Genomic DNA, 22623 nt, shown 5'->3' on the forward strand with positions numbered 1-22623 from the left:
ACGCGGGCCCGCGCGACGCTCAGCCGACCACCGCGGCCGCGCCGGACGGCTCGGCGAGGAGGTGCTGGGGCGCCCGGAAGCCGGCACCGGCGAAGGCCGTGTCGATCGCGTTCGCGACGGCGTCGACCCGTGCGACCGGCACGAGTGCGACCGAGGAGCCACCGAACCCGCCACCGGTCATCCGCGCGCCCGTGGCGCCCGCCGAGACCGCCGTCGAGACCGCGAGGTCCAGCTCGGGGCACGAGATCTCGAAGTCGTCCCGCATCGAGGCGTGCGAGGCCGCGAAGAGCCGGCCGACCTCGTCCCACTCCGACCCGCCGAGGGCCGAGACGGTCGCCGACACCCGCTCGATCTCGGTCACGACGTGGGTCGCCCGCCGTCGCACCCGCTCGTCGTCCAGGGTCGCCAGGTCGGACCGGCGCGCCTGCCGCAGCGACGCCACGCCCAGCGCGGCTGCCGCGGCCTCGCAGTCGGCCCGCCGCGCGGCGTACCCGCCGTCGACGAGCGCGTGCTGCACCCGCGTGTCGGTCACGAGCAGCGCCAGGCCTCCCGCCGACAACGGCAGCGAGACGTCCACGGTCGCGTCGCCCCCAGCGTCGAAGTCGATCAGCAGCGCGTGCCCCGCGGACGCCAGCAACGACACGGTCTGGTCCATCCCGCCCGTCGGCGCTCCCGCCACCTCGGTCTCGGCCCGGATGCAGGCTGCGACCAGACGCTGGCGCAGCGTCGGCGAGTCCGCCACGCCGGCAACCGCACAGGCGGCGAGCGCCACCGAGCACTCCAGGGCGGCCGAGCTCGAGAGGCCCGCGCCGAGGGGCACGGTTCCGTGCACGAGCACGTCGACACCGGGGACGTCGATCCCGTCCTCGCGCAGGGCCCACAGCACGCCGCCGACGTACGTCGCCCAGCCCTCCACCCGTCCGGGGCCGAGCGCGTCGATCGTGCCGGTGAACGGCGAGCCGGAGTCGCCACTCGCGATCCGGACGACCCCGTCGGAGCGGGGCGCCACCGCGGCGTACGTCGCGTGGGGGAGCGCGACCGGCAGCACCAGGCCCCGGTTGTAGTCGGTGTGCTCGCCGATCAGGTTGACCCGCCCCGGCGCACGGGCGACGACGGCCGGCGAGTCGTCGTACGCCTGCTCGAACTGCTTGCGGACCGCGGCGGCCAGCTCGGAGGTGTCACCCGGTTCCACGTACGGCATGCCCACACCCTAGAGAGCAGCCACGCCCTAGACTCGTCCGACGTGCAGTTCCTCGATGGGGCGCCTCCGGCGCACGACCTGACCTACGACGACGTGTTCATGGTCCCGCGGCACTCCGCGGTCGCCAGCCGCTACGACGTCGACCTGTCCACCGCCGACGGCACCGGCGCGACCGTGCCGCTCGTCGTGGCGAACATGACCGCGATCTCCGGCAAGCGGATGGCCGAGACGATCGCCCGCCGCGGAGGCATCGCGGTCATCCCGCAGGACATCCCGACCGGGGTCGTCGCCGACGTCGTCGCCCAGGTGAAGTCCCGTCATCTCGTCTTCGACACGCCGATCGAGCTCGCGCCGCACCAGACGGTCGCCGAGGCGCTCGCCCTGATCCCGAAGCGCGCGCACCGCGCGGCGGTCGTCGACGACCGCACGCCGGTCGGAATCGTCACCGAGGCCGAGTGCAGCGAGGTCGATCGCTTCGCCCAGGTCGGACAGGTGATGCGCCCGGTCGAGGTCCGGCTCCGGGCCGACGCCGACCCACGGGTCGCCTTCGACGCCCTCGACGCCGCGCACGCCGACCTCGCGGTCGCCGTCGAGGCCGACGGGACGCTCGCCGGCGTCCTGACCCGCACCGGCGCGCTGCGTGCCACCCTTTACACGCCGGCCGTCGACGCCACCGGGGGGCTGCGGGTCGCCGCGGCCGTCGGCGTGAGCGGTGACGCCGCGCCCAAGGCCCGGGAGCTGCTCGACGCGGGTGTCGACTGCCTCGTCGTCGACACCGCCCACGGCCACCAGGACCGGATGCTCGAGACCCTGCGCGCCGTGCGTGCGCTGGACCCGCAGGTGCCCGTGGTAGCCGGCAACGTGGTCGCCGCCGACGGCACCCGCGCCCTGATCGAGGCCGGAGCCGACATCGTCAAGGTCGGCGTCGGGCCGGGCGCCATGTGCACGACGCGGATGATGACCGGCGTCGGACGCCCACAGTTCTCGGCGGTCCTCGAGTGTGCCGCCGCGGCCCACGACCTCGGCCGGCACGTCTGGGCGGACGGCGGCGTCCGCCACCCGCGCGACGTCGCACTCGCCCTGGCGGCGGGGGCGTCCTCGGTGATGGTGGGCTCCTGGTTCGCCAGCACCCACGAGTCGCCCGGCGACCTCATGCACGACGCCGACGGCCGGGCGTTCAAGGTCTCCTTCGGCATGGCCTCGGCCCGCGCCGTCGCCACCCGCACGGCCGGCGAGTCGGCGTACGACCGCGCGCGCAAGGGGCTCTACGAGGAGGGCATCTCCTCGTCGCGGATGTACCTCGACCCCGCCCGCCCGGGCGTCGAGGACCTCGTGGACCAGATCTGCTCCGGCGTGCGCTCCGCTTGCACCTACGCCGGCGCCGCCTCGCTCGCGGAGCTCCACGAGCGGGCGGTCGTCGGCGTCCAGAGCACCGCGGGCTTCACCGAGGGTCGTCCTCTTGCGACGAGCTGGAGCTGACCGACCAGTCCGCCGAGTTCTCCGGATCCTTGTCCACGGCGATCACGAAGTCGTCGCCGTGCGCGGTGACGCCGGTGACCACGGCCTGCTCGACGGCCTCCCTGGCATAGGTGCGCCGGACCACCAGCGGGTCGGAGCGGAGATCCTTCACCAGCGCCACGGCCAGGCCGATCATCACCAGTACGAACGGCAATGCGGCGACGATCGTGATGTTCTGCAGGCCCGTGAGGGCGTCGTCACCGCCGACGAGCAGCATCACCGCGGCGACCGCGCCGGTCGCGACACCCCAGAAGATGACCGTGGGCCGGGTCGGGTGCTGGGTCCCGCGCTCCGACAGGGTGCCCATGACGATCGAGGCGGCGTCGGCGCCGGAGACGAAGAAGATGCCGACCAGGACCATCACGACGATGCTGGTGAGGGTGGAGAGGGGGAACGACTCGAGCGTCGTGAACAGCTGCGACTCCACGGCGCCGCCGCCGGCCCCGGCGATGTCGGTGCCCGCTTCCTGCAGGTCGATCGCGGCGCCGCCGAAGACGCAGAACCAGACCAGGCTGACCAGGCTCGGCACCAGCAGCACACCGGTCACGAACTGGCGCACCGTGCGGCCGCGCGAGATGCGCGCGATGAACATGCCGACGAACGGCGTCCACGAGATCCACCACGCCCAGTAGAAGACGGTCCAGCTGCCGAGCCAGGCGTTGGTGTCGCCACCCTCGGCGCCGGTGCGGGCCGCCATCATCGGCAGGTCACCGATGTAGCTGCCGAGCGAGGTCGGGACCAGGTTGAGCATGAACACCGTCGGTCCGACGACGAACAGGAAGACCGCCAGCGCGATCGCGAGCACCATGTTGATGTTCGACAGCCACTGGATGCCCTTCGCGACGCCCGAGACCGCCGAGAGGATGAACGCGACGGTGAGCACGGCGATGATGCCGACGAGGACGCCGTTGCCGACCTCGCCGATCCCGCCGACGATCTCCAGTCCGCTGCTGATCTGGAGCGCGCCGAGGCCCAGCGACGCGGCCGAGCCGAAGAGCGTGGCGAAGATCGCCAGCATGTCGATGACCTTGCCCCACCCGCCGTTGACGCGGTCGCCGAGCAGCGGCTCGAACGCGGCCGAGACGAGCTGCAGGCGCCCCTTGCGGTAGACGCCGTAGGCGATCGCCAGGCCGACGACCGCGTAGATCGCCCACGGGTGCAGGGTCCAGTGGAAGAGCGTGGTGGCCATGGCGTTCTGGACGGACTCGGGGTTGCCGGGCTCACCGGTGCCGGGCGGCGGGGTCACGAAGTGGCTGATCGGCTCGCTGACGCCGTAGAACATCAGGCCGATGCCCATCCCGGCGCTGAACATCATGGCGATCCACGAGACGGTCCGGAACTCGGGCTCCTCGTCGTCGCGACCCAGGGGGATGTTGCCGAACTTGCTGGCGGCGAGCCAGATCACGAACACCACGAAGGCGCTGGCCGTGGTGACGAACAGCCAGCCCATGTCGTCCATCACCCAGGTGAGTGCGGTGCTGGAGGCGTCCGCGAGCCCGCTGGTGTTGACGAAGCCCCAGATCAGGAAGGCGACCGCGATCGCGGCGGTGACCCCGAACACGAGCCAGTCGAGGCCCGGCCGCGCGGGCGTTGCCTCCTCGACCGGCTGGTCCAGGGCCGGGTGGGGGACGACGTCCGCCGCAGGGGACTTCACGGCGTCGGCCATGCGCTTGGACGGTCGATCCTGCTTGATAGTCACCAAGGACCCCTACCCGACCGCCGCGCGGGACAAAACATCGCGGGTGAACATCGAGGGACAAACATCGCGGTGTGCGTCACCCGCGGGAGCTGCGCTCCGTCCGGCCGCGCACGATCCCGATGAAGCGCTGCACCCACGGATCGTCGTTGTCGACGAGCCAGGCGAGCCCGATCGTGGTGGGCGGCAGATCGGTCACGACGCGGTAGGTCGCGTCCTTGCGGTGGTGCAGCCGGGCGACCGACATCGGGACGATCACGACGCCCGTGCCGGAGGCGACCACCTCGACGGCGTCCTTGACCGACATCGGCGGCCAGGCGAGCTGCTGCGCGGCCGGGGTCCAGCCGGACCGGTGGGGGAGCACCAGCTGCTCGTCGGCGAGGTCGGCGAGCGTCACGTCGTCGGCGAGGGTCAGCAGGTGCTCGGTGCCCATCACGGCGACCGGCAGCTCGTCGTAGAGCGGAATGCAGTGCAGTCCCTCGCGGTCCACCGGGAGCCGCACCAGGGCCATGTCGAGCGTGCCCTCGCGGATCCGGGCCTCCTGCTCCGCCTCGTCGACCGGCACGAGCTCCAGCGGGTCGCGGGCGTAGCGCGACCGCCACGTGCGCGCCCACTTGTCCGGCGTCGCGCCGGTGACGAAGCCGACGCGGAAGTGCCCGAACGCCTCGCTCAACCGGTGCTCACGCCGCCTTCGAGCGGCCCGCGAGCCAGCGCCACAGCGCGGTCACGATGAGCGCGCCGACGAGGGAGCCGATGATGCCGCTCGCCCGCAGCTCGATGCCGTCGCCCGCGAGCAGGCTGATGAGCAGGCCGCCGACGAACGAGCCGACCAGGCCGGCCACGATCGCCATGGTCCAGTCGACGCTCCCGCCCTCGCGGCCGAGGACGAGCTGCGCACCGGCGCCGATCAGCATGCCGAACAGGATGAGACCGATGATGAGCATGAGGCGATCCTAGGGGCGGTGACGCGCGCGGCCCCTCACCCGGTTTCACCGAACTGCTCGACCCGGATCGCGTCGGTCCGCATCCCGGTCTCCTCGAGCAGCCGCGTCGCGTACGACGCGAAGCCGACCGACCCGCACACGTAGGCGCGCTCCGCGCCGTCGACGTACGGCGCGAGCTCGTCGTGGTAGGGCGGCGCGGCGACCCTGCCGCCGAGGTTCTCGCGGGTGAGGGCGATGAAGGCGCCGTAGCGCTGCAGCTCGGCGGCGTACGGCAGCTCGTCCCAGGTGCGCGCGAGGGCGACGATCCGGAGCCGGTCGCGCAGGCCCAGGCGGTGGGCGAGGCGCGCCATCGCGACGAGCGGCACGACCCCGGATCCACCGCCGATCGCCACCGAGGGGACGTCCCCCTTCCACACGAACCAGCCGCCGATCGGCCCGCGCAGCTCCAGCACGTCTCCCACCTCGGCGACGTCGTGCAGGTGCCCCGAGACCTCGCCGCCCGGGAGGCACTCCACCATCAGCTCCAGGAGCGGGTCGTCGGGGTCGGACGCGACCGAGTAGGAGCGCTGGGCGGTGTAGTCGTCGGGCGCCCGCAGGCGGACGACGTAGTGCTGGCCCGGGAGGTGGTCGACCCGGTCCTCGACGTGGAGACGCAGCCGGACGAGGCGGTCCGTGGGGTGGTCGAGCCCGATGATCGTGCCGGTCGTCCAGCCTCCGGCGGGGGCGTCGGTCACGGGTCGCCCTGGTAGCGCTGCTCGAGCCAGGGGTCGCCGCGGTCGTGGTAGCCGTTCTGCTCCCAGAACCCCGGGCGGTCGCGCTCCATCAGCTCGAGCCGGGTGACCCACTTCGCCGACTTCCAGAAGTAGAGGTGCGGCACCAGCAGCCGCACCGGCCCGCCGTGGCCCCGGGGGAGCGGCCGGCCGTCGACCTCCCAGACGACCCACGCGCGGCCGCCGGTGACGTCCTCGAGCGGCAGGTTGGTCGTGTAGCCGGTCGTCGAGTGCGCCATCACGAACCGCGCCTCGGGCAGCGGCATCGCGATCTCGAGGAGGGTGTCGACGCTGACCCCGCGGAACGTCATGTCGAACTTCGACCAGGTCGTCACGCAGTGGATGTCCCCGAAGTACGTCGACTCCGGGAGCGCGTGCATCTCGCGCCAGGACCAGCTGGACGGCCGACCGACCAACCCGTCGACGGTCATCGTCCAGGTCTCGACGTCGAGCTGCGGCGTGGCCTCGGCGGTCAGCGTCGGCCAGGAGCTGCCGGTGTCGTACTGGCCGGGTGGCAGCCGGTCCGGTCGCTCGGGTCGCCTCTTGCCGAAGAAGCCACGGGTCACGGGCACGGGGAAAGTCTCACACAGGGGTGATCGGCAGCGACCTGCGCGACTCGAAGGCGAAGGACGAGCCCGTGCTGAGGCGGGTCACCGAGACCTCGTCGGCCTCAGGTGCCGGCTCGTCGCGGCGCACGACGGACGCGGTCCACCTCCAGGGCGACCCCTCGACCTCGACGTCGAGGTGCGGGTCGACCGCGCGCAGCAGCGCCTGCAACGGCCGGACCCGCGCCGGACCGCACAGCGCGATCCACGCCGCGTCCTCCCAGGCCGGCGACGGCCGCACGGTCAGGGTCGTGCCCTCGACGGTCGCGTCGACGTACGCCGCCGGGTTGAGCAGCGGGTGCAGCTCCAGCACCCGCATCGGGTCGTCGGTGCGCAGCGCACGGGCGATCCGCTCGGCGGCGATGCCGGCGACGCCCACCAGCTGCCTGGTCGCGATCTCGAGCGCCTGCTCGTCGTCGGTCGCGCGCCGCCGCACGGCGTGCACGAACGACAGGTTCAGCAGGTGCATCTGCAGGCACACCTCGTCGGCGATGCGGACGAGCGCGGAGTGCGAGAACGCGGCGAAGTCGACGTCGGACACGAGGGGCCCGGAGTAGTCGGCCGCCCCCTCGTCGGCGGGGTCGATCGGGTCGAGCTCGAGGCCGGCGGCCCGGGTCCTCGCGATCACGTGGTACGGCGGGAGCGGGGTGACCTCCGGGTGCGACTCGTCGATGGTGACCGTCCATGCGCAGTGCGGGTGCCGGTCGGCCGGTGTCCGAGGCGGCCGGTGGACCGGCCGGACCTGCGCCTTCGGGTTGGTGGCCACGGCGGTGGCGTCGAACGTCGGGTCCTCGATGTCGTGACACATCGACCGGACGTAGCTCACGCCCATGGGCTCGACGTCCATCAGGGCGCCGCAGTGGTCGAGGTGGAAGGTCCCGTGCCACGGGTCCTGCACGTCGTAGCGGAAGTCCATGAACTGCGGCGGCGCACCGATGTCCAGCTGGAGGCCCTTGAAGATCGTGACGACGTCGGTGCCCTCGTAGCGCAGCGCGCGCTGCATCCGCCGCGTGTAGACGGGGCTCGAGCCCGCCCACTCCTCGATGGCGACCTGCGCCATCTCCTCCCGGCCCCACGCCGCGATGCACCACGCCATCCCGGAGCGGTCGATGAGCTGCCCGATGAGCAGCAGCTCGGGGACGAGCGTGGCCAGGTCGGGCCGGCTGAGGCTGGCGTACCGACTCGGCATCAGGCCTCCCGGAGGGTGATCGCGGTCACTAGAACGTGTTGCAGACTAGCCCCCGGTCGCCTAGTTTGACACGCGTCAAGCCGGGAGGGGAGAGGGCATGTCCGAGACGATCCAGCAGCTCCTGCGGGAGCGGGCCGACGACGACGGCATCGCGATCCGGTGGGGCGCGGAGAGCTCGACCTGGCGTGAGCACGTCGCGGAGTCGTCGGCCGTCGCGGCCGCGCTGCTCGGCGTCGCCGACCGGGCCCGACCGATGCACGTGGGCACGCTGCTGGGCAACACCCCGGACATGCTCCGCGCGATGGCGGCCGCCGCCCTGGGCGGCTACACCCTCTGCGGCATCAACGACACCCGTCGGGGCTACGGCCTGCTCCAGGACGTGCGCCGCGCCGAGTGCCAGCTGCTGGTCACCGATGCCGAGCACCGGCCGCTCCTCGACGGGCTCGACCTCGACGGCGTACGCGTCCTCGACACCTCGTCGCAGGAGTGGGCCGACCTCCTCGCCGCGGCCGGGCCGCTCGCGCCGTACCGCGAGGTCGAGGCCATGGACACGTTCATGATGATCTTCACCTCCGGCACCAGCGGCGACCCGAAGGCCGTCCAGGTCAACCACCTGATGGTGCTCTTCTCGGGGCTCAACCTGCAGGGCCGCTTCGAGCTCGGCCCCGACGACGTCTGCTACGTCGCCATGCCGCTCTTCCACTCCAACGCGGTGGTCGCAGGCTGGAGCCCGGCGGTCTGCGCGGGCGCGACGATCGTGCCGGCGAGGTTCAGCGCGTCCCGATTCCTCACCGACGTGCGGCAGCACGGCGTGACGTACATGAACTACGTCGGCAAGCCGCTCGCCTACGTGCTCGCCACGCCGGAGCAGCCCGACGACGCGGACAACACCCTGCGGGTCGCCTTCGGCAACGAGGCCAGCGACCGCGACATCGACGAGTTCGGCCGCCGCTTCGGCTGTGCCGTATGGGACGGGTTCGGGTCCACCGAGCTCGCCGTCATCATCACCCGCGAGCCCGGGACGCCGCCGGGGTCGATCGGCAAGGGCTTCGAGGGCGTCGCGATCTACGACCCGGAGACCGTGACCGAGCGCGCGGTCGCGGAGTTCGACGGCGACGGCAGGCTCGTCAACGCGGACGCGGCCGTGGGCGAGCTCGTCAACACGACCGGCGGCGGCTACTTCAGCGGCTACTACAACGACCCGGCGGCCAACGACGAGCGGATGCGGCACGGCATGTACTGGTCGGGCGATCTCGCCTATCGCGACGCCGAGGGGTGGATCTACCTCGCCGGCCGCACCGCGGACTGGATGCGCGTCGACGGCGAGAACCTCGCGGCCGCCCCGATCGAACGGGTCCTGCAGCGGCTCGGGGCCGTCAACCGGGTCGCGGTGTACGCCGTCCCCGACGAGAGCGTCGGCGACCAGGTGATGGCCGCTGTCGTGCTCCGCGACGCCGCCACGCTGACGCCGGCGGACCTCGAGGCCTTCCTGGCCGCGCAGCCGGACCTGTCGGCGAAGGCGTGGCCGCGGTACGTCCGCATCGCCCCGGATCTCCCGAGCACCGCCACCAACAAGGTGCTCAAGCGCGAGCTCGCGGCGCAGGGCGCGACCGCCGGCAACGGCATGCTCTGGGTGCGCGAGCCGCGCGGCACGACGTACGCCGCGCAGGAGTCCGTCCCCGCCTGAGCCTGCCGAGCCGCACCGGGGGCGTCGGGATTCCCGTCAACCGGCTCGTGCATTGGTACCGTGCTCTCCGGGAAATTCCGGGCGGGAGGGTGCGCATGACGTTGACCGTCGGTCCGCCTGCGCCCGCAGACCACCCGGGGGGCGCCCGGACGAGCGGGGGAGCGGGTCGGCACCGGGCCGCGAAAGCGCGCCGGTTCCGGCGCACCCGGACCCTGGCCGGCGCCCTCGGCGTCACCCTGCTCGGCGCGGTGCTCCCGGGTGCCGGCTACCTGTGGTCACGGCGTCGGCTCGGCTACGTCGTGCTGGTGCCGTTCCTGGTCGGGCTGGCCGCCGCGGCCTACTACGTGGGCGACCTCTCCCGCGCCGTCGACCTCGCCTTCGACCCGACCCGGCTGCGGGTGGCACGGTTCGCGCTGGGCGCCGTGCTCGCCGCGTGGGTCTTCGTCGTGGCCACGACGTACCTCATGGTGCGGCCGTTGGGCATGGCGCGCGTGGAGAAGGCGCTCGGCGTGCTGGTCGTGAGCCTCCTGTGCGTGCTCGGCGCCATCCCGGCGGTGCAGGCCGTGCGGATCGCCGACAGCCAGGCGGACCTGGTCGCGACCGTCTTCGACAACGAGAAGACGGCGACGGCGCCGAATGACGTCACCAAGGCCGACCCGTGGGGCGGCCGCGACCGGGTGAACGTGCTGCTGCTCGGCGGCGACGGGGGAGTCGGGCGGACCGGCATCCGCACCGACTCGGTGATCCTGCTCAGCATGGACACCCACAAGGGCAAGGCGGTGATGTTCAGCCTGCCGCGCAACATGATGAACGCCCAGTTCCCCGAGGACAGCCCGCTGCACGACGTGTTCCCGGACGGCTTCCGGGGTGAGGGCGACCCCGGGAGCTGGATGCTCAACGCGATCTACGGACAGGTGCCGGCGCTCTACCCGAAGGTCCTCGGCAAGTCGGAGAACGAGGGTGCGGACGCCATCAAGGAGGCCGTCGCCGGCAGCCTGGGCACCCACGTCGACTACTACGTCCTCATCAACCTGCTCGGCTTCCAGCAGCTCGTCGACGCCATCGGCGGCGTGACGGTCAACATCAACGAGCCGATCGCGATCAACGGCAACACCGACGCCGGCATCCCCCCGACCGGCTACCTCGAGCCGGGGCCCGACCAGCACCTCAACGGCTTCCACGCCCTGTGGTACTCCCGCGGCCGCTGGGGCTCCGACGACTACGAGCGCATGCTCCGCCAGCGCTGCATGGTCAGCGCGATCGTCGACGCCGCCGATCCGCTCAACGTGCTGCGCCGCTACCAGGACCTCGCGAAGGCCGGCAAGGAGATCCTGCGCACCGACGTGCCGCGCGACCTGATGCCGGCGTTCGTCGACCTGGCGCTGAAGGTGAAGGAGAAGAAGATGCGCTCGATCGCCTTCGTCTCCTCCGAGAGGTTCTACTCCGCCGACCCCGACTTCGAGTGGATGCGGTCGGTGGTCGACAAGGCGCTCGGCCCCAAGGGCAAGGGCGGCGAGAAGGACGACCCGGGCAAGGCGGTCAAGACCTCCGACGCGTGCGGCTACCACCCCGAGGGCTGACACGCCTGCGGTGAACTCACCGCGGTCCCGCCCCCGACGCGCCCGCCCGCCGCCCACGCCCGCCCCCCCACGCTCGCCCCGCGGTTTCATCAAGGGATGTGGATCAACCCGCGGTTCCCCTGCCGAACTCGGCCAGGGAGGCGCGGGTCCGCCTTCATCCCTTGATGAAACTCCGCCCCCGGGCCCGGGTTGCGCGTTCCATCAGGGGATGTCGATCAACCCGCGGTTTCCCTGCCGAACTCGGCCAGGGAGGCGCGGATCCGCCTTCATCCCGTGATGAAGCCGCGGCACGAGGGGCCCCAGACCCACGCTCGAGGGCCGGAGCCGGAGGCGCGGACTCAGTGCCGCTTGGGCGCCGGCATCCGGATGGCGGCCTTGCGCACCGACTTCGAGACCGTGCCGCTCCCGGTGAAGCCGACCCGCGCAGGGTGCCTGCCCTGCTTCAGCCCGGTCACCACGACCCGCGCCACGCCACGCTTGTTGAGCGCGACCTTCTCGCGGAACCCGCCCTTGACCCGAACGGCGACCTTGCCCTGCACCACCGGCACGTGGCGGGCGACGACGTGGATCACGAGGCGGACGCCGTGGCGCAGCTGGACGCGCTGCACCTTGATCCGGGGGAGGACCTTCACCCGCACGGTGGGGGTCGTGGTGAGGCTGGTGGCGGCGTAGCCGGCCCGGCTCGCGGTCACGCTGGCGGAGATCCGGGAGCCGAGGTCGCCCGCGGCGAGGGTGTAGGTCGCGGCGGTCGCCCCGGCGATCGGCTGGCCGTCACGCAGCCACTGCACGGCGGTCGACGCGTCGCGGGGGCGGTAGCTGCCCGTGGCGACGGTCAGGGTCCGGCCCGGTCGGGCCGCGCCGGAGATCGTCGGCTGCTTGCGCACGCGGATGGTGCCCGGGGCGATCGGACCGATCGTGGCGGTCGGCGCGACCGCGTTGGAGAACCCGGCGCGGCCCGCGGTCACCGTCGCGTCGATCGTGCGGCCGGCGAGATCGGGGGTGAGCGCCAGGCTGGTTCCGGTGGCGCCGGGGATCGGCTGGCCGTCGGCGTACCACGTGTAGGCGTAGGCCGAGGGCACCGGAGACCAGGAGCCGGTACCGAGGCGGAGGGTGCCCCGCACCTTCGCGGTCCCGCGGATCGTCGGCGCCACCGTGTTGCCGAGCAGTCCGGGCCGGACGGGCGCCGTCGGGGCGGACGACGCGGTCTGGTCGTTGTAGCCGCTGCGGCTCGCCGTGGCCTGCACGCTGATCACCTGGCCGACGCGGCGTCGGCCGAGCGCGAGCGTCGCGTTCTTGCCCTTCTTGATCGCCCGGCCGTCCGCGAACCACTGGTATCGCACCGCGGCGGCGGCCGGCGTCCAGCCGCCCGCCGATGCCGTGAGGCGGGTGCCCACCCGCAGGTCGCCGGTGATGACGGGGGCCGCGGTGTTCTGCACGGTGAGGTCGGTGAAGTGGATGAAGCCGCTGGGCCAGTTGCCGCTCGACCGCGTCACGCGGGCCCATGAGAAGTCCCCGCGCCAGCTGTCCTGGGAGATGATGATCTCGTCGGCCGACACGACCTGCTCGACGTACGCCACGTGGCCCGCCGACCCGGCCGGGCCCTGGTTGGCCTTCCACCAGGCCACGGCGCCGGCGCTCGGGTTGCCGTCGGTGAGTCCGGGGACCGAGGTGCCCCAGTACGTCGCGTTGCCACCGCCGGACCACGGCCGCGCGTTCGGCATGCCGTTCTGCACCATCCGGTAGGCGGCGTAGTTGGTGCAGTTGTGTCCGGCGTACATGCGCCAGTACATCTTCTTGTTCGCCTGCGCGTAGCCGGCGTTGCCCATGCCGGCATCGGCGCAGTTCTGGTAGCCGTAGCACAGGTACGCGCTCTTCTTGAACCGCACGCGAGAGCGGGTGAGCCCGTCGGCCGCGGCCGCGAGCTCGCGCTCGAGCAGCGCGGCCTTCGTGTTGCCGCCGGCCCCGTCCTGCCCGTCGCGCCGGTCGTGCCGGTCGCTCGCCCCGGGCCCGGCGTCCTTGCCGCGGTCCGCCGAGGCGGCCGGTGCGTACGCCGGGAGGCCGCTGATCACCGCGGCCAGCAGGGCGGCGATCAGTGGTGCGCGTAGGCGGTTCCGGTGTGACACGGGTGGGAGTCTAGGGACAAAAGTGCGCTTGTGGGGAACTTGTGAAGGAATTTGTCAAGCGACACGCCCGAATGCGAGGGTTAAATTACAAACGTGTGAGTTGTTCGTCCGGGGCCCTCGAGCACGGCGCAGCAGCCCGTGCGGCGGGCGGGGCGCGGCGGTCCGTTGCGTCGGAGGAGACATCGGCCGCGGATCGCGATTCCTGCAGGCCGGCGCCGGGCCGATGTGGGACCCGCTCAGCGTTCTCGGGAAACGCAGAACCCCGCTTCGCGCAGTGCGAAGCGGGGTTCGGAGAAGCGTGTCCGAGGGGGGACTTGAACCCCCACGCCCTAATACGGGCACTAGCACCTCAAGCTAGCGCGTCTGCCAATTCCGCCACCCGGACGAGTGCGGTGGAACAGTAGCAAAGGCGGGAGCGAAGTTCCGCATCGGGATCGGGGTGGCTTCCACTGCCACCGGTGACATGCTGGGCCCATGACCGACGGACCCGCGCAGCCGCCCCCGGCCCCGTCCTCCGACCCCGCCGCGGAGGTCGTCGACCTGTGCCGCGACCTGATCCGGATCGACACCACCAACTACGGCGCCACCGGCGACGGCCCGGGGGAGCGGAAGGCCGCGGAGCACGTCGCCGCTCTGCTCGACGAGGTCGGGATCGAGGCGCGCCTCTACGAGTCCGAGCCCGGCCGCACGTCGGTCGTGGCCCAGTGGGGTGAGACCACGAGCGACCGCGACGGACTGCTGCTGCACGGCCACCTCGACGTCGTGCCGGCCGCCGCCGAGGACTGGGCAGTGGACCCCTTCTCGGGTGAGATCCGGGACGGCTACCTGTGGGGGCGCGGAGCCGTCGACATGAAGGACTTCGACGCGATCCTGCTCTCGGTGGTCCGCGACCGGCAGCGCACCGGCAGGATCCCGGACCGGCCGATCACGCTGTGCTTCACCGCCGACGAGGAGGCGGGCGGGCACCTCGGCGCCGAGGTGCTCGTCGAGAAGCACGCCGACGAGCTCGAGGGGTGCGCGGAGGCGGTCGGCGAGGTCGGCGGCTTCAGCGCCACCGTCCGCGGGCGCCGCGTCTACCTCGTCGAGGCCGCCGAGAAGGGCATGGCGTGGATGCGGCTCACCGCGCGCGGCCGCGCCGGCCATGGCTCGATGATCAACGGCGACAACGCCGTGACCGCGCTGTCCGCCGCCGTCGCCCGGATCGGTGCCCACGAGTGGCCGGTCCGGCTCACACCCGCCATGCGGACGCTGCTCGGAGCCGTCGGCGAGCTCGCCGGGACCGAGGCCACGCCCGACAACGCCGAGGCGCTCGTGGAGGAGTTCGGCGGCGCGGTCCGGATGCTGGGGGCCGTCATCCGCAACACCGCCAACCCGACCATGCTCGGCGCGGGCTACAAGGTCAACGTCGTCCCCTCCGAGGCCACCGCGCACGTCGACGGCCGCTTCCTGCCCGGCTACGAGGACGAGTTCTTCGCGACCATCGCCGAGCTCGTGGGCGACGGGATCGACATCGACTACGTGAGCAACCAGCCGCCCTGGGAGACGCCGTACGACGGCGACCTCGTGGACGCGATGACCCGCTCCCTGCTGGCCGAGGACGACGAGGCGATCGTCGCGCCGTACCTGATGAGCGGGGGCACGGACGCCAAGCACTTCCGCAAGCTCGGCATGCGCTCCTACGGGTTCGCACCGCTGCGGCTGCCGGCCGACCTCGACTTCACCGCCCTCTTCCACGGGGTCGACGAGCGGGTGCCGGTCGACGCGCTCACCTTCGGGGCACGGGTCTTCGATCGCTTCCTCGACGAGGTCTGACTGGTGGTCGTGCCCGTCGATACGTCGGGGGTATCCGTGCTCAGCGTGCGTTGCCTCGCAAGGCGGCGGCGCGACGGCATACCGGGTTGTCTACCGAGCGTCGCCAACGCAGCGAGGTGCGTGCGCTGGGTGCGTAGACCGTTGGTGAATCGACGGGGATGACCGCTAGGCGGTCCGCACGGCCCGGATGATCTTGCGCCGCAGCACGACCCTCCTGGTGCCGTCGGCGGTGATGCGCACGCGGTCGAGCTCCCAGCCGCCGTGCTCGGCTCGCTCGACGAGCGCCCTGGTGACCACGTTGCGGGAGAAGTCCCGCGAGAAGGACACCTTGTCGAACTCCCACTCCACCCCGATGGCGGGTGGGCGACGATGCGCACGACTCATGACGTTCCCCCTCGGGTCTCAGTCGCTGGAGACATCATCCAACGCGGCGATGATCTCCGGAGGAAGTTGCAGCTCCTCGACGCCGAGGGCGCCGCGGAGCTGCGCTGCGGTGCGGGCACCGACGATCGGGGCGGTCACCCCGGGGCGGTCGCGCACCCATGTCAGCGCGACCTCGAGCGCCGACCAGCCCAGGCCCTCGGCGGCGCGGGCGACCGCCTCGACGATCCCCGCGCCCCGCTCGTCGAGGTAGGGGTTCACGAAGTTGGCGAAGTGGCTGGTCGCGGCGCGCGAGTCCGACGGGGTGCCGGTGCGGTACTTCCCGGTCAGCACCCCGCGCCCCAGCGGCGACCACGGGAGCACCCCGAGACCGCACGCAGCGGCCGCGGGCAGCACCTCCTGCTCGACGCCGCGGTTGAGCAGCGAGTACTCCACCTGCGTGCTCGCCAGCGGCGTCCGGCCGGGTACGGCGCGCTGCCAGGTCGCCGCCCGCGCCGTCTGCCAGCCGGCGTAGTTCGAGACGCCGACGTACGACGCGCGCCCCGTGGTCACGGCACGGTCGAGCGCCGCGAGGGTCTCCTCGAGCGGGACGTCGTCGGACCAGATGTGCACCTGCCACAGGTCGACGTGCTCCGCGCCGAGCCGGCGCAGCGAGGCGTCGAGCGTGGTGAGCAGGTGTCCGCGGGAGGTGTCGTAGGAGCGACCGCCGTGCCGGGCGCTGATCCCGGCCTTGGTCGCCAGCACGACCTCGTCGCGGGCGACCACGTCGCCGATCAGCGAGCCGATCAGCTCCTCGGACGCGCCGTTGCCGTAGCCGGCGGCGGTGTCGACCAGCGTGCCGCCCGCCTCCGCGAACGCGATCAGCTGGTCCCTGGCCTCGTGCTCGTCGGTGTCCCGACCCCAGGTCATCGTGCCGAGACCGAGCCGGGACACCGTCAGGCCGGTCGAGCCGACACGCCGCTGCTGCATGGCGACAAGGTAGTCGGCGCCGCCGCGCGGGTCGTCGTCGGCACGCCAGACGGCCGCCCGTAGGATTCCGCGTCGTGGTGGACTTCCTCCAGGCCGTCGTCCTCGGGATCATCCAGGGACTGACCGAGTTCCTCCCGATCTCCAGCAGCGCGCACCTGCGGATCTTCCCCGAGATCTTCGGCTGGGGCGACCCCGGCGCCGCGTTCACCGCCGTCGTCCAGATCGGCACCGAGCTCGCCGTGCTCATCTTCTTCTGGCGCGACATCTGGCGGATCGCCACGGTGTGGCTGAAGTCGCTCGTCCGTCCGGAGTACCGCGGGCAGCTCGACGCCCGGATGGGCTGGTTCATCATCCTCGGCTCGCTGCCGATCGTCGTCCTCGGCATCACCTTCAAGGACGTGATCGAGGAGGACTTCCGCAACCTCTGGGTGATCGGCACGATGCTGATCGTCCTGGGCCTCGTGCTCGGCGTCGCCGACCGCGTCGGAGGCACCACCAAGACGCTCAAGCAGCTCTCGCTCCGCGACGCGATCCTGATGGGTCTCGCCCAGGCGCTCGCGCTGATCCCCGGCGTCTCGCGCTCCGGCGCCACGCTCTCGATGGGCCGCTTCCTCGGGTACGAGCGCGAGACCGCCACCCGCTACGCGTTCCTGCTGGCGATCCCCGCCGTCATCGGTGCCGGCCTCTTCGAGCTCCAGGAGATCCCCGACGGCGACAACCTCTACGGCTGGGGGCCGACGGTCGCCGCCACGATCGCCGCCTTCGTCGTGGGGTACGCCGCGATCGCGTGGCTGCTCCGGTTCGTCACGACGCACTCGTTCACGCCGTTCGTCATCTACCGGGTCGCGCTCGGGGCGGGCACGCTGATCCTCGTCGCCGCCGGAGTCATCGCCGCCTGAGGGTCACAACCAGCCGGAGCGCTTGAACAGCACCCACAGGAAGCCCGAGATCCCGAACATCAGCAGCAGCGCGAACGGGTAGCCGAGGCTCCACCCCAGCTCGGGCATGTGGTCGAAGTTCATGCCGTAGATGCCCGCGATCAGGGTCGGGGGAGCCACCAGGCCCACCCACGCGGAGATCTTGCGCATGTCGCTGTTCTGCTGCACCGAGATCTGGGCGAGGTGGGCGTCGAACGCCGTCGACAGCAGGCCGTCGAGCGAGTCCACCGTCTCCGCCGCCCGCGCGAGGTGGTCGGCGACGTCGCGGAAGAAGGGTCTCGCGTCCTCGGGCACGGTCTCGACACCACCGCTCGCCATCCGGGCGACCGGCTCGCGCAGCGGGAGGACCGCACGTCGCACCTCGGCCAGCTCGCGCTTGAGCACGTAGATCCGGGCGGAGTCGTTCGTGCGGTCGTCGGAGAAGACCGACGTCTCGATCTCGTCGACGTCCACGACGAGCTCGTCCACGACGTCGAGGTACTCGTCGACGACCCGGTCGATCACGGCGTACAGCACGCCGCCGGGGCCGTGGCCCAGCACGCGCCCGCTCGACTCGAGCTGCTGGCGGGCCGAGTGCAGCTCGTTGCCACGGCCGTGCCGGACGGAGACGACGAAGCCGGAGCCGACGAACATCGCGATCTCCCCGGTCTCCACCGCGTCGTGCTCGTCGACGTACCAGAGCGTCTTGAGCACCATGAACATCATGTCGTCGTACCGCTCGAGCTTCGGACGCTGGTGCGCCTTCACGGCGTCCTCCACGGCCAGCTGGTGCAGCCCGAACACCCGGGCCACGTCGGCGAGCTCGTCCTCGGACGGCTCGTGCAGCCCGACCCAGACGAAGTCGCCGGGATCGCTCGCTCGCGCGTGCAGCGCGCCGTAGTCGCCGTCGCTGTCGACACGGGCCCCGTCCCGGTAGAGGGCGCAGTCGACGATCACGACGCCACGGTAGCCCCATGGCCGGTCCTCTACAGTGCCCGACATGGCAACGGTGATCCTGGTCCGCCACGGCCGGACGACGGCCAACGCGGCCGGCACGCTCGCGGGCCGGCTGCCCGGCGTGCTGCTCGACGACGCCGGGACCGCACAGGCCCAGCGGACGGCGGAGCGGCTCGCCGTCCTCCCGCTCGTCGCCGCCGTGACCAGCCCGCTCGAGCGCTGCCGGCAGACCGCCAAGGCCATCGTCGCCGCCCAGCCCAAGGGTCTCCGCCTGGCGTCGGACCGGGGCCTCAGCGAGTGCGACTACGGCGAGTGGCAGGGGCGACCGCTCAAGGAGCTCGTCAAGGAGAAGCTGTGGTCGACGGTGCAGACGCAGCCGTCGGCGGTGACCTTCCCGGGCGGTGAGGCGATGACCGCGATGCAGGCCCGCGCCGTCGCGGCCGTCCGTCGTCGCGACGCGCTCGTCGAGGCCGAGCACGGGCCGGGCGCGGTCTGGGTGGCGGTCAGCCACGGCGACCTCGTCAAGTCGATCCTCGCCGACGCGCTCGGCATGCACCTCGACCTGTTCCAGCGCCTGCACGTCGACCCGGCGTCGGTCTCGATCGTCCGGTACACCCCCAGCCGGCCGTACGTGCTCGCGACCAACACCCACTCCGGCGACCTCGGCTGGCTGGCCCCACCGAAGAAGACGGGCACCCGCAGACGCCGGTCGGACGACGCCGTCGTCGGCGGGGGCGCGGGCCCTTCGGCGCCCTCCCACTGACCGCCTAGGGTGACTCGTATGGCACCCCTGGTCCACGGCTTCGACCCGCCCGAGCGCTTCGTGGCGGGCACGGTCGGCCCGCCCGGACAGCGCACGTTCTTCCTCCAGGCCAAGGACGGCGCGCGACTCGTGAGCGTCGCCCTGGAGAAGCAGCAGGTGGAGGCGCTCGCCGAGCGCATCGACGAGCTCCTCGACGAGGTGCTGGCCAGCACGCAGGGCGACGCGGCGGTCCCCGCCATGGCGCCGCTCGGCCTCGACGACACCGAGCCCCTGGACCAGCCGATCGAGGAGGAGTTCCGCGCCGGCACCATGACGCTGTCGTGGGACCCCGATGCGGAGCGGGTCGTGATCGAGGTCTTCCCGTTCACCGAGGCCGCCGTCGTCACGCCCGACCAGCTCGACGAGGACTTCGAGGAGCCCGAGCCGGACGAGGTGTTCCTGGTCCGCATCCCGGCGGGCGTCGCCCGTGCGTTCGTGAAGCGCGCCGAGCAGGTGCTCGGCGCCGGGCGGCCCGACTGCCCCTTCTGCGGCAACCCGGTCGACCCCGACGGCCACCTGTGCGTGCGGGCGAACGGATTCCGACGGCGGGACCCGTGACGGCGGAGCCCGTCGCAGAGCTCCTCGACGGCGAGCTCACGCTGCACGGGCGGATCATGCCCGCCTCCAACGCCACCTTCCTCGGCGACATCGGTGGCACCAAGGTGGTCTACAAGCCGATCGCGGGGGAGCGGCCGCTCTGGGACTTCCCCGAGGGCACCCTCGCCGACAGGGAGCGCGCGGCGTACCTGCTCTCGGAGGCGACCGGCTGGAACGTCGTGCCCGCGACCTGGCTGCGCGACGGCCCGCACGGACGCGGGATGGTGCAGCGCTGGCAGGAGCCCGACCCCGAGCAGGTCGCGGTCACGCTGGTGCCCGAGGGCGAGGTGCCGGAGGGGTGGCGGCACGTGTTCGACGGCATCGACGGGCAGGACCGGCCGGTCTCCCTGATCCACGAGGACAGCCGCGCACTGCGCCGGATGGCGGTGTTCGACATCCTCGCGAACAACGCCGACCGCAAGGGTGGACACGTCCTCGAGATGGCCGACGGGCACCGCTACGGCGTCGACCACGGCGTCACCTTCCACACCGACCACAAGCTGCGCACCGTCCTGTGGGGCTGGCAGGAGGAGGCGCTCACCGACGAGGAGCTGGCCGGGGTCGAGCGCGCCCGAGCGGCCGTGTGCGGTCCGCTCGGCGACCGGCTCGCCGCGCACCTCACCGACGCGGAGATCGAGTCGCTGCGGCGCCGCTGCCGACGGCTCGCCGACCGTGCCGTGCTGCCGGTGCCCCGCGGGGACTGGCCGGCGATCCCCTGGCCGCCGTTCTGAGTCCCACTCGCTAGGCTTCCGGCATGCGCGCCTGGCCGTCCCCGGAGATCCCGACCCTGCCCGTGGCGGGCCCGCCGGTGGCCCTCCACGACACGCCGTCGGGTGCCCTGGTCACCACCACGCCGGACGGCGCGGCCCGGCTGTACGTCTGCGGCATCACGCCGTACGACGCCACCCACCTCGGGCACGCCAACACCTACGTCGCGTTCGACCTGCTCAACCGGGCCTGGCGCAACGCGGGCCACGAGGTCGTCTACGTCCAGAACGTCACCGACGTCGACGACCCGCTGCTCGAGCGCGCCACGAAGGTCCACGTCGACTGGCGGGAGCTGGCCGAGCGCGAGACCGAGCTCTTCCGCCACGACATGGCCGCCCTCAGGGTGCTCCCGCCGGACCACTACGTCGGCGCCGTCGAGTCCATCCCGCTGGTCGTCGAGCTGGTCCAGCGGCTCGAGTCCGCCGGCTCCGTCTACCGGGTCGACGACGACCTGTACTTCTCCGTGACCGCCGACCCCCAGTTCGGCGCCGAGTCGGGCTGGTCGCGCGACCAGATGCTCGAGATCTACGCCGACCGCGGGGGAGACCCCGACCGTCCCGGCAAGAAGGACCCGCTCGACTGTGTCGTGTGGCGCGGTGAGCGGGAGGGCGAGCCGTCCTGGGAGAGTCCCTGGGGTCCGGGGCGTCCGGGGTGGCACGTCGAGTGCACCGCGATCGCCCAGCGGCACCTCGGCGGTGCCTTCGACGTCCAGGGCGGGGGCAGCGACCTGGTCTTCCCGCACCACGAGATGTGCGCCGGCCACGCGCAGGTGGCGGTGCCCGGTACGCCGTTCGCGCAGGTCTACAGCCACGGCGGGATGGTCGCCTACGACGGCGAGAAGATGTCGAAGTCGCGCGGCAACCTGGTCTTCGTCTCGGCGCTGCGCAACAGCGACATCGACCCGATGGCGATCCGTCTCGCGCTGCTGCGCCACCACTACCGCGCCGACTGGGAGTGGGTCGACGACGAGCTGTGGACGGCGGTCGACGACCTCGACCGCTGGCGTCGGGCACTCTCGCTGGGCGCCGGCGCACCCGCCGGCCCGGTCGTCGCCGAGGTCCTCGACGCGCTCGCCGCGGACCTCGACGCGCCCCGGGCCACGGCCGCCGTCGACCGGTGGGTGGCGTCCACGCTCGGCACCGACGGCCTCGCCGACACCTCCGACGCCGACGCCGCCGCTCAGATGAGGGCAGTCCTCGACGCCGCCCTCGGCCTCTCCCTCTAGGCGTCGCCCTGGCGGCGCTTGAGGTATCGCTCGAACTCCCGGGCGATCGCCTCACCCGACGCCTCGGGGAGGTCGGTGGTGTCCCGCGTCTCCTCGAGCGAGCGCACGTAGTCCGCGACGTCCTCGTCCTCCTGGGCCAGCTCATCGACCCCGCGCTCCCAGGCGCGGGCGTCCTCGGGCAGGTCACCGAGCGGGATGCTCGTCTCGAAGAGATCCTCGAGCTGGCCGATGAGCGCCAGCGTCGCCTTGGGGCACGGCGGCTGCGCGACGTAGTGCGGCACCGCCGCCCAGTAGGACACCGCGGGCATGTCCAGCTGCGTGCAGGCGTCCTGGAAGACGCCCACGATCCCCGTCGGTCCTTCGTACGTCGACTCCTCGAGCTTCAGCCGGTCGATCAGCTCTGGCTCGGAGGCGGTGCCGGTCACCGGGATCGGCCGGGTGTGCGGGGTGTCGGCCAGGAGGGCGCCCAGGGTCACGACCAGCTGCGCGCCGAGCTCCTCGCAGGCCGCCAGCAGCTCGGCACTGAACTGTCGCCAGCGCATGTTGGGCTCGATCCCGCGCAGCAGGATGATGTCGCGGTCGAGCGTCGGGGGAGAGGCGATGGCGATCTGCGTGCTCGGCCAGGTGATCCGGCGATGTCCCTGGTCGTCGATGCCGACGACCGGCCGGTTGACCTGGAAGTCGTAGAAGTCCTCCGGGTCGATGACCCCGACGATCCGCGCACCCCACGCCTTGATGAGGTGGTCCACGGCCGACGACGCGGCGTCGGCTGCGTCGTTCCAACCCTCGAACGCCGCGATCACGACCGGGTCGACCAGGTCGGGGACGCCCTCCAGCTCGATCACTCCTCCAGCCTAGACCGCGTGCCGACGTGGCCGAGGA

General features: G+C 72.3%; 21 protein-coding genes and 1 tRNA gene. 9 read left to right on the forward strand and 13 right to left on the reverse strand.

What is annotated here, in order from left to right; translation table 11 throughout:
- Positions 1 to 19: 19 nt before the first annotated feature.
- Positions 20 to 1201, reverse strand: a complete 1182-nt coding sequence (gene galK, locus PZ894_RS02555) for a galactokinase (RefSeq protein ID WP_275742156.1) — start codon at positions 1199 to 1201, stop codon at positions 20 to 22.
- A gap of 42 nt (positions 1202 to 1243) precedes the next feature.
- Between galK and PZ894_RS02560 the strand changes: the two genes are divergently transcribed.
- Positions 1244 to 2680, forward strand: coding sequence for a GuaB1 family IMP dehydrogenase-related protein (locus PZ894_RS02560; RefSeq protein ID WP_275742158.1), 1437 nt, complete (start codon positions 1244 to 1246; stop codon positions 2678 to 2680).
- Here the strand turns inward: PZ894_RS02560 and PZ894_RS02565 are convergent.
- From PZ894_RS02565 to PZ894_RS02590, 6 genes are all read right to left on the reverse strand, one after another.
- The gene (locus tag PZ894_RS02565) at positions 2643 to 4385 is read right to left on the reverse strand and encodes a BCCT family transporter (protein WP_275742160.1); all 1743 of its coding nucleotides are present in this window, start codon (positions 4383 to 4385) and stop codon (positions 2643 to 2645) included. The two genes, PZ894_RS02560 and PZ894_RS02565, sit on opposite strands and share 38 nt — an antisense overlap.
- Positions 4386 to 4494: 109 nt before the next feature.
- Positions 4495 to 5088 (reverse strand): LysR family substrate-binding domain-containing protein, encoded by a 594-nt coding sequence (locus tag PZ894_RS02570; protein ID WP_275742161.1) that lies wholly within the window; start codon positions 5086 to 5088, stop codon positions 4495 to 4497.
- A gap of 7 nt (positions 5089 to 5095) precedes the next feature.
- The gene (locus PZ894_RS02575; RefSeq protein ID WP_275742164.1) at positions 5096 to 5359 is read right to left on the reverse strand and encodes a GlsB/YeaQ/YmgE family stress response membrane protein; all 264 of its coding nucleotides are present in this window, start codon (positions 5357 to 5359) and stop codon (positions 5096 to 5098) included.
- Positions 5360 to 5394: 35 nt separating this feature from the next.
- Entirely contained in the window at positions 5395 to 6093 is a 699-nt protein-coding gene (locus tag PZ894_RS02580; protein ID WP_275742166.1) for an FAD-binding oxidoreductase, read from the reverse strand.
- On the reverse strand, positions 6090 to 6701 hold the full coding sequence (locus tag PZ894_RS02585) for a sulfite oxidase-like oxidoreductase (protein WP_275742168.1): 612 nt from the start codon (positions 6699 to 6701) through the stop codon (positions 6090 to 6092). Before PZ894_RS02585 ends, PZ894_RS02580 begins: the two co-directional genes overlap by 4 nt.
- Positions 6702 to 6711: 10 nt before the next feature.
- Complete coding sequence (locus PZ894_RS02590; RefSeq protein WP_275742170.1) at positions 6712 to 7923, reverse strand: hypothetical protein; 1212 nt, start codon at positions 7921 to 7923, stop codon at positions 6712 to 6714.
- Positions 7924 to 8020: 97 nt separating this feature from the next.
- Here PZ894_RS02590 and fadD1 point away from each other — a divergent pair, with 97 nt between their 5' ends.
- On the forward strand, positions 8021 to 9610 hold the full coding sequence (gene fadD1, locus PZ894_RS02595) for a fatty-acid--CoA ligase FadD1 (RefSeq protein WP_275742171.1): 1590 nt from the start codon (positions 8021 to 8023) through the stop codon (positions 9608 to 9610).
- Between the two features lie 95 nt (positions 9611 to 9705).
- Positions 9706 to 11190: an LCP family protein gene (locus tag PZ894_RS02600; RefSeq protein WP_275742173.1), complete on the forward strand. Its 1485-nt coding sequence runs from the start codon at positions 9706 to 9708 to the stop codon at positions 11188 to 11190.
- A 338-nt stretch (positions 11191 to 11528) separates the two neighbouring features.
- Here the strand turns inward: PZ894_RS02600 and PZ894_RS02605 are convergent, their stop codons facing one another.
- Together PZ894_RS02605 and PZ894_RS02610 are read right to left on the reverse strand one after the other, a co-directional pair.
- Positions 11529 to 13313: a CHAP domain-containing protein gene (locus tag PZ894_RS02605; RefSeq protein WP_275742174.1), complete on the reverse strand. Its 1785-nt coding sequence runs from the start codon at positions 13311 to 13313 to the stop codon at positions 11529 to 11531.
- A gap of 299 nt (positions 13314 to 13612) precedes the next feature.
- A tRNA-Leu gene (locus tag PZ894_RS02610) sits at positions 13613 to 13698 on the reverse strand.
- An 89-nt stretch (positions 13699 to 13787) separates the two neighbouring features.
- Here PZ894_RS02610 and PZ894_RS02615 point away from each other — a divergent pair.
- Positions 13788 to 15125: a M20/M25/M40 family metallo-hydrolase gene (locus PZ894_RS02615; protein ID WP_275742176.1), complete on the forward strand. Its 1338-nt coding sequence runs from the start codon at positions 13788 to 13790 to the stop codon at positions 15123 to 15125.
- A 165-nt stretch (positions 15126 to 15290) separates the two neighbouring features.
- On the opposite strand, the gene PZ894_RS02620 is transcribed toward PZ894_RS02615, so the two are convergent.
- Together PZ894_RS02620 and PZ894_RS02625 are read right to left on the reverse strand one after the other, a co-directional pair.
- A complete protein-coding gene (locus tag PZ894_RS02620) occupies positions 15291 to 15509 on the reverse strand; it encodes a DUF5703 family protein (protein ID WP_275742177.1) in 219 nt (72 codons plus the stop codon).
- An 18-nt stretch (positions 15510 to 15527) separates the two neighbouring features.
- Positions 15528 to 16475, reverse strand: coding sequence for an aldo/keto reductase (locus PZ894_RS02625; RefSeq protein ID WP_275742178.1), 948 nt, complete (start codon positions 16473 to 16475; stop codon positions 15528 to 15530).
- 74 nt (positions 16476 to 16549) lie between these two features.
- Between PZ894_RS02625 and PZ894_RS02630 the strand changes: the two genes are divergently transcribed.
- Positions 16550 to 17374, forward strand: a complete 825-nt coding sequence (locus PZ894_RS02630; protein WP_275742181.1) for an undecaprenyl-diphosphate phosphatase — start codon at positions 16550 to 16552, stop codon at positions 17372 to 17374.
- A gap of 3 nt (positions 17375 to 17377) precedes the next feature.
- Here the strand turns inward: PZ894_RS02630 and corA are convergent, their stop codons facing one another.
- Entirely contained in the window at positions 17378 to 18349 is a 972-nt protein-coding gene (gene corA, locus PZ894_RS02635) for a magnesium/cobalt transporter CorA (RefSeq protein WP_275742183.1), read from the reverse strand.
- Between the two features lie 43 nt (positions 18350 to 18392).
- Here corA and PZ894_RS02640 point away from each other — a divergent pair, with 43 nt between their 5' ends.
- Genes PZ894_RS02640 through mshC form a run of 4 tightly spaced genes read left to right on the forward strand, consistent with a single transcriptional unit; the run spans position 18393 to position 21741 of the window.
- Entirely contained in the window at positions 18393 to 19112 is a 720-nt protein-coding gene (locus tag PZ894_RS02640; RefSeq protein ID WP_275742185.1) for an MSMEG_4193 family putative phosphomutase, read from the forward strand.
- 18 nt (positions 19113 to 19130) lie between these two features.
- Complete coding sequence (locus PZ894_RS02645; RefSeq protein ID WP_275742187.1) at positions 19131 to 19709, forward strand: DUF3090 domain-containing protein; 579 nt, start codon at positions 19131 to 19133, stop codon at positions 19707 to 19709.
- Positions 19706 to 20479, forward strand: a complete 774-nt coding sequence (locus PZ894_RS02650) for an SCO1664 family protein (protein ID WP_275742189.1) — start codon at positions 19706 to 19708, stop codon at positions 20477 to 20479. The genes PZ894_RS02645 and PZ894_RS02650 overlap by 4 nt, the downstream gene beginning before the upstream one ends.
- Before the next feature lie 23 nt (positions 20480 to 20502).
- A complete protein-coding gene (mshC, locus tag PZ894_RS02655; protein WP_275742191.1) occupies positions 20503 to 21741 on the forward strand; it encodes a cysteine--1-D-myo-inosityl 2-amino-2-deoxy-alpha-D-glucopyranoside ligase in 1239 nt (412 codons plus the stop codon).
- Here the strand turns inward: mshC and PZ894_RS02660 are convergent.
- Positions 21738 to 22586 carry a PAC2 family protein gene (locus tag PZ894_RS02660; protein WP_275742193.1) on the reverse strand — a complete coding sequence of 283 codons (849 nt, stop codon included), beginning with the start codon at positions 22584 to 22586 and terminating at the stop codon, positions 21738 to 21740. The genes mshC and PZ894_RS02660 overlap by 4 nt on opposite strands.
- Positions 22587 to 22623 lie beyond the last annotated feature (37 nt).

It is taken from the genome of Nocardioides sp. YIM 152315, assembly GCF_029210375.1.
Lineage (GTDB): Bacteria > Actinomycetota > Actinomycetes > Propionibacteriales > Nocardioidaceae > Nocardioides.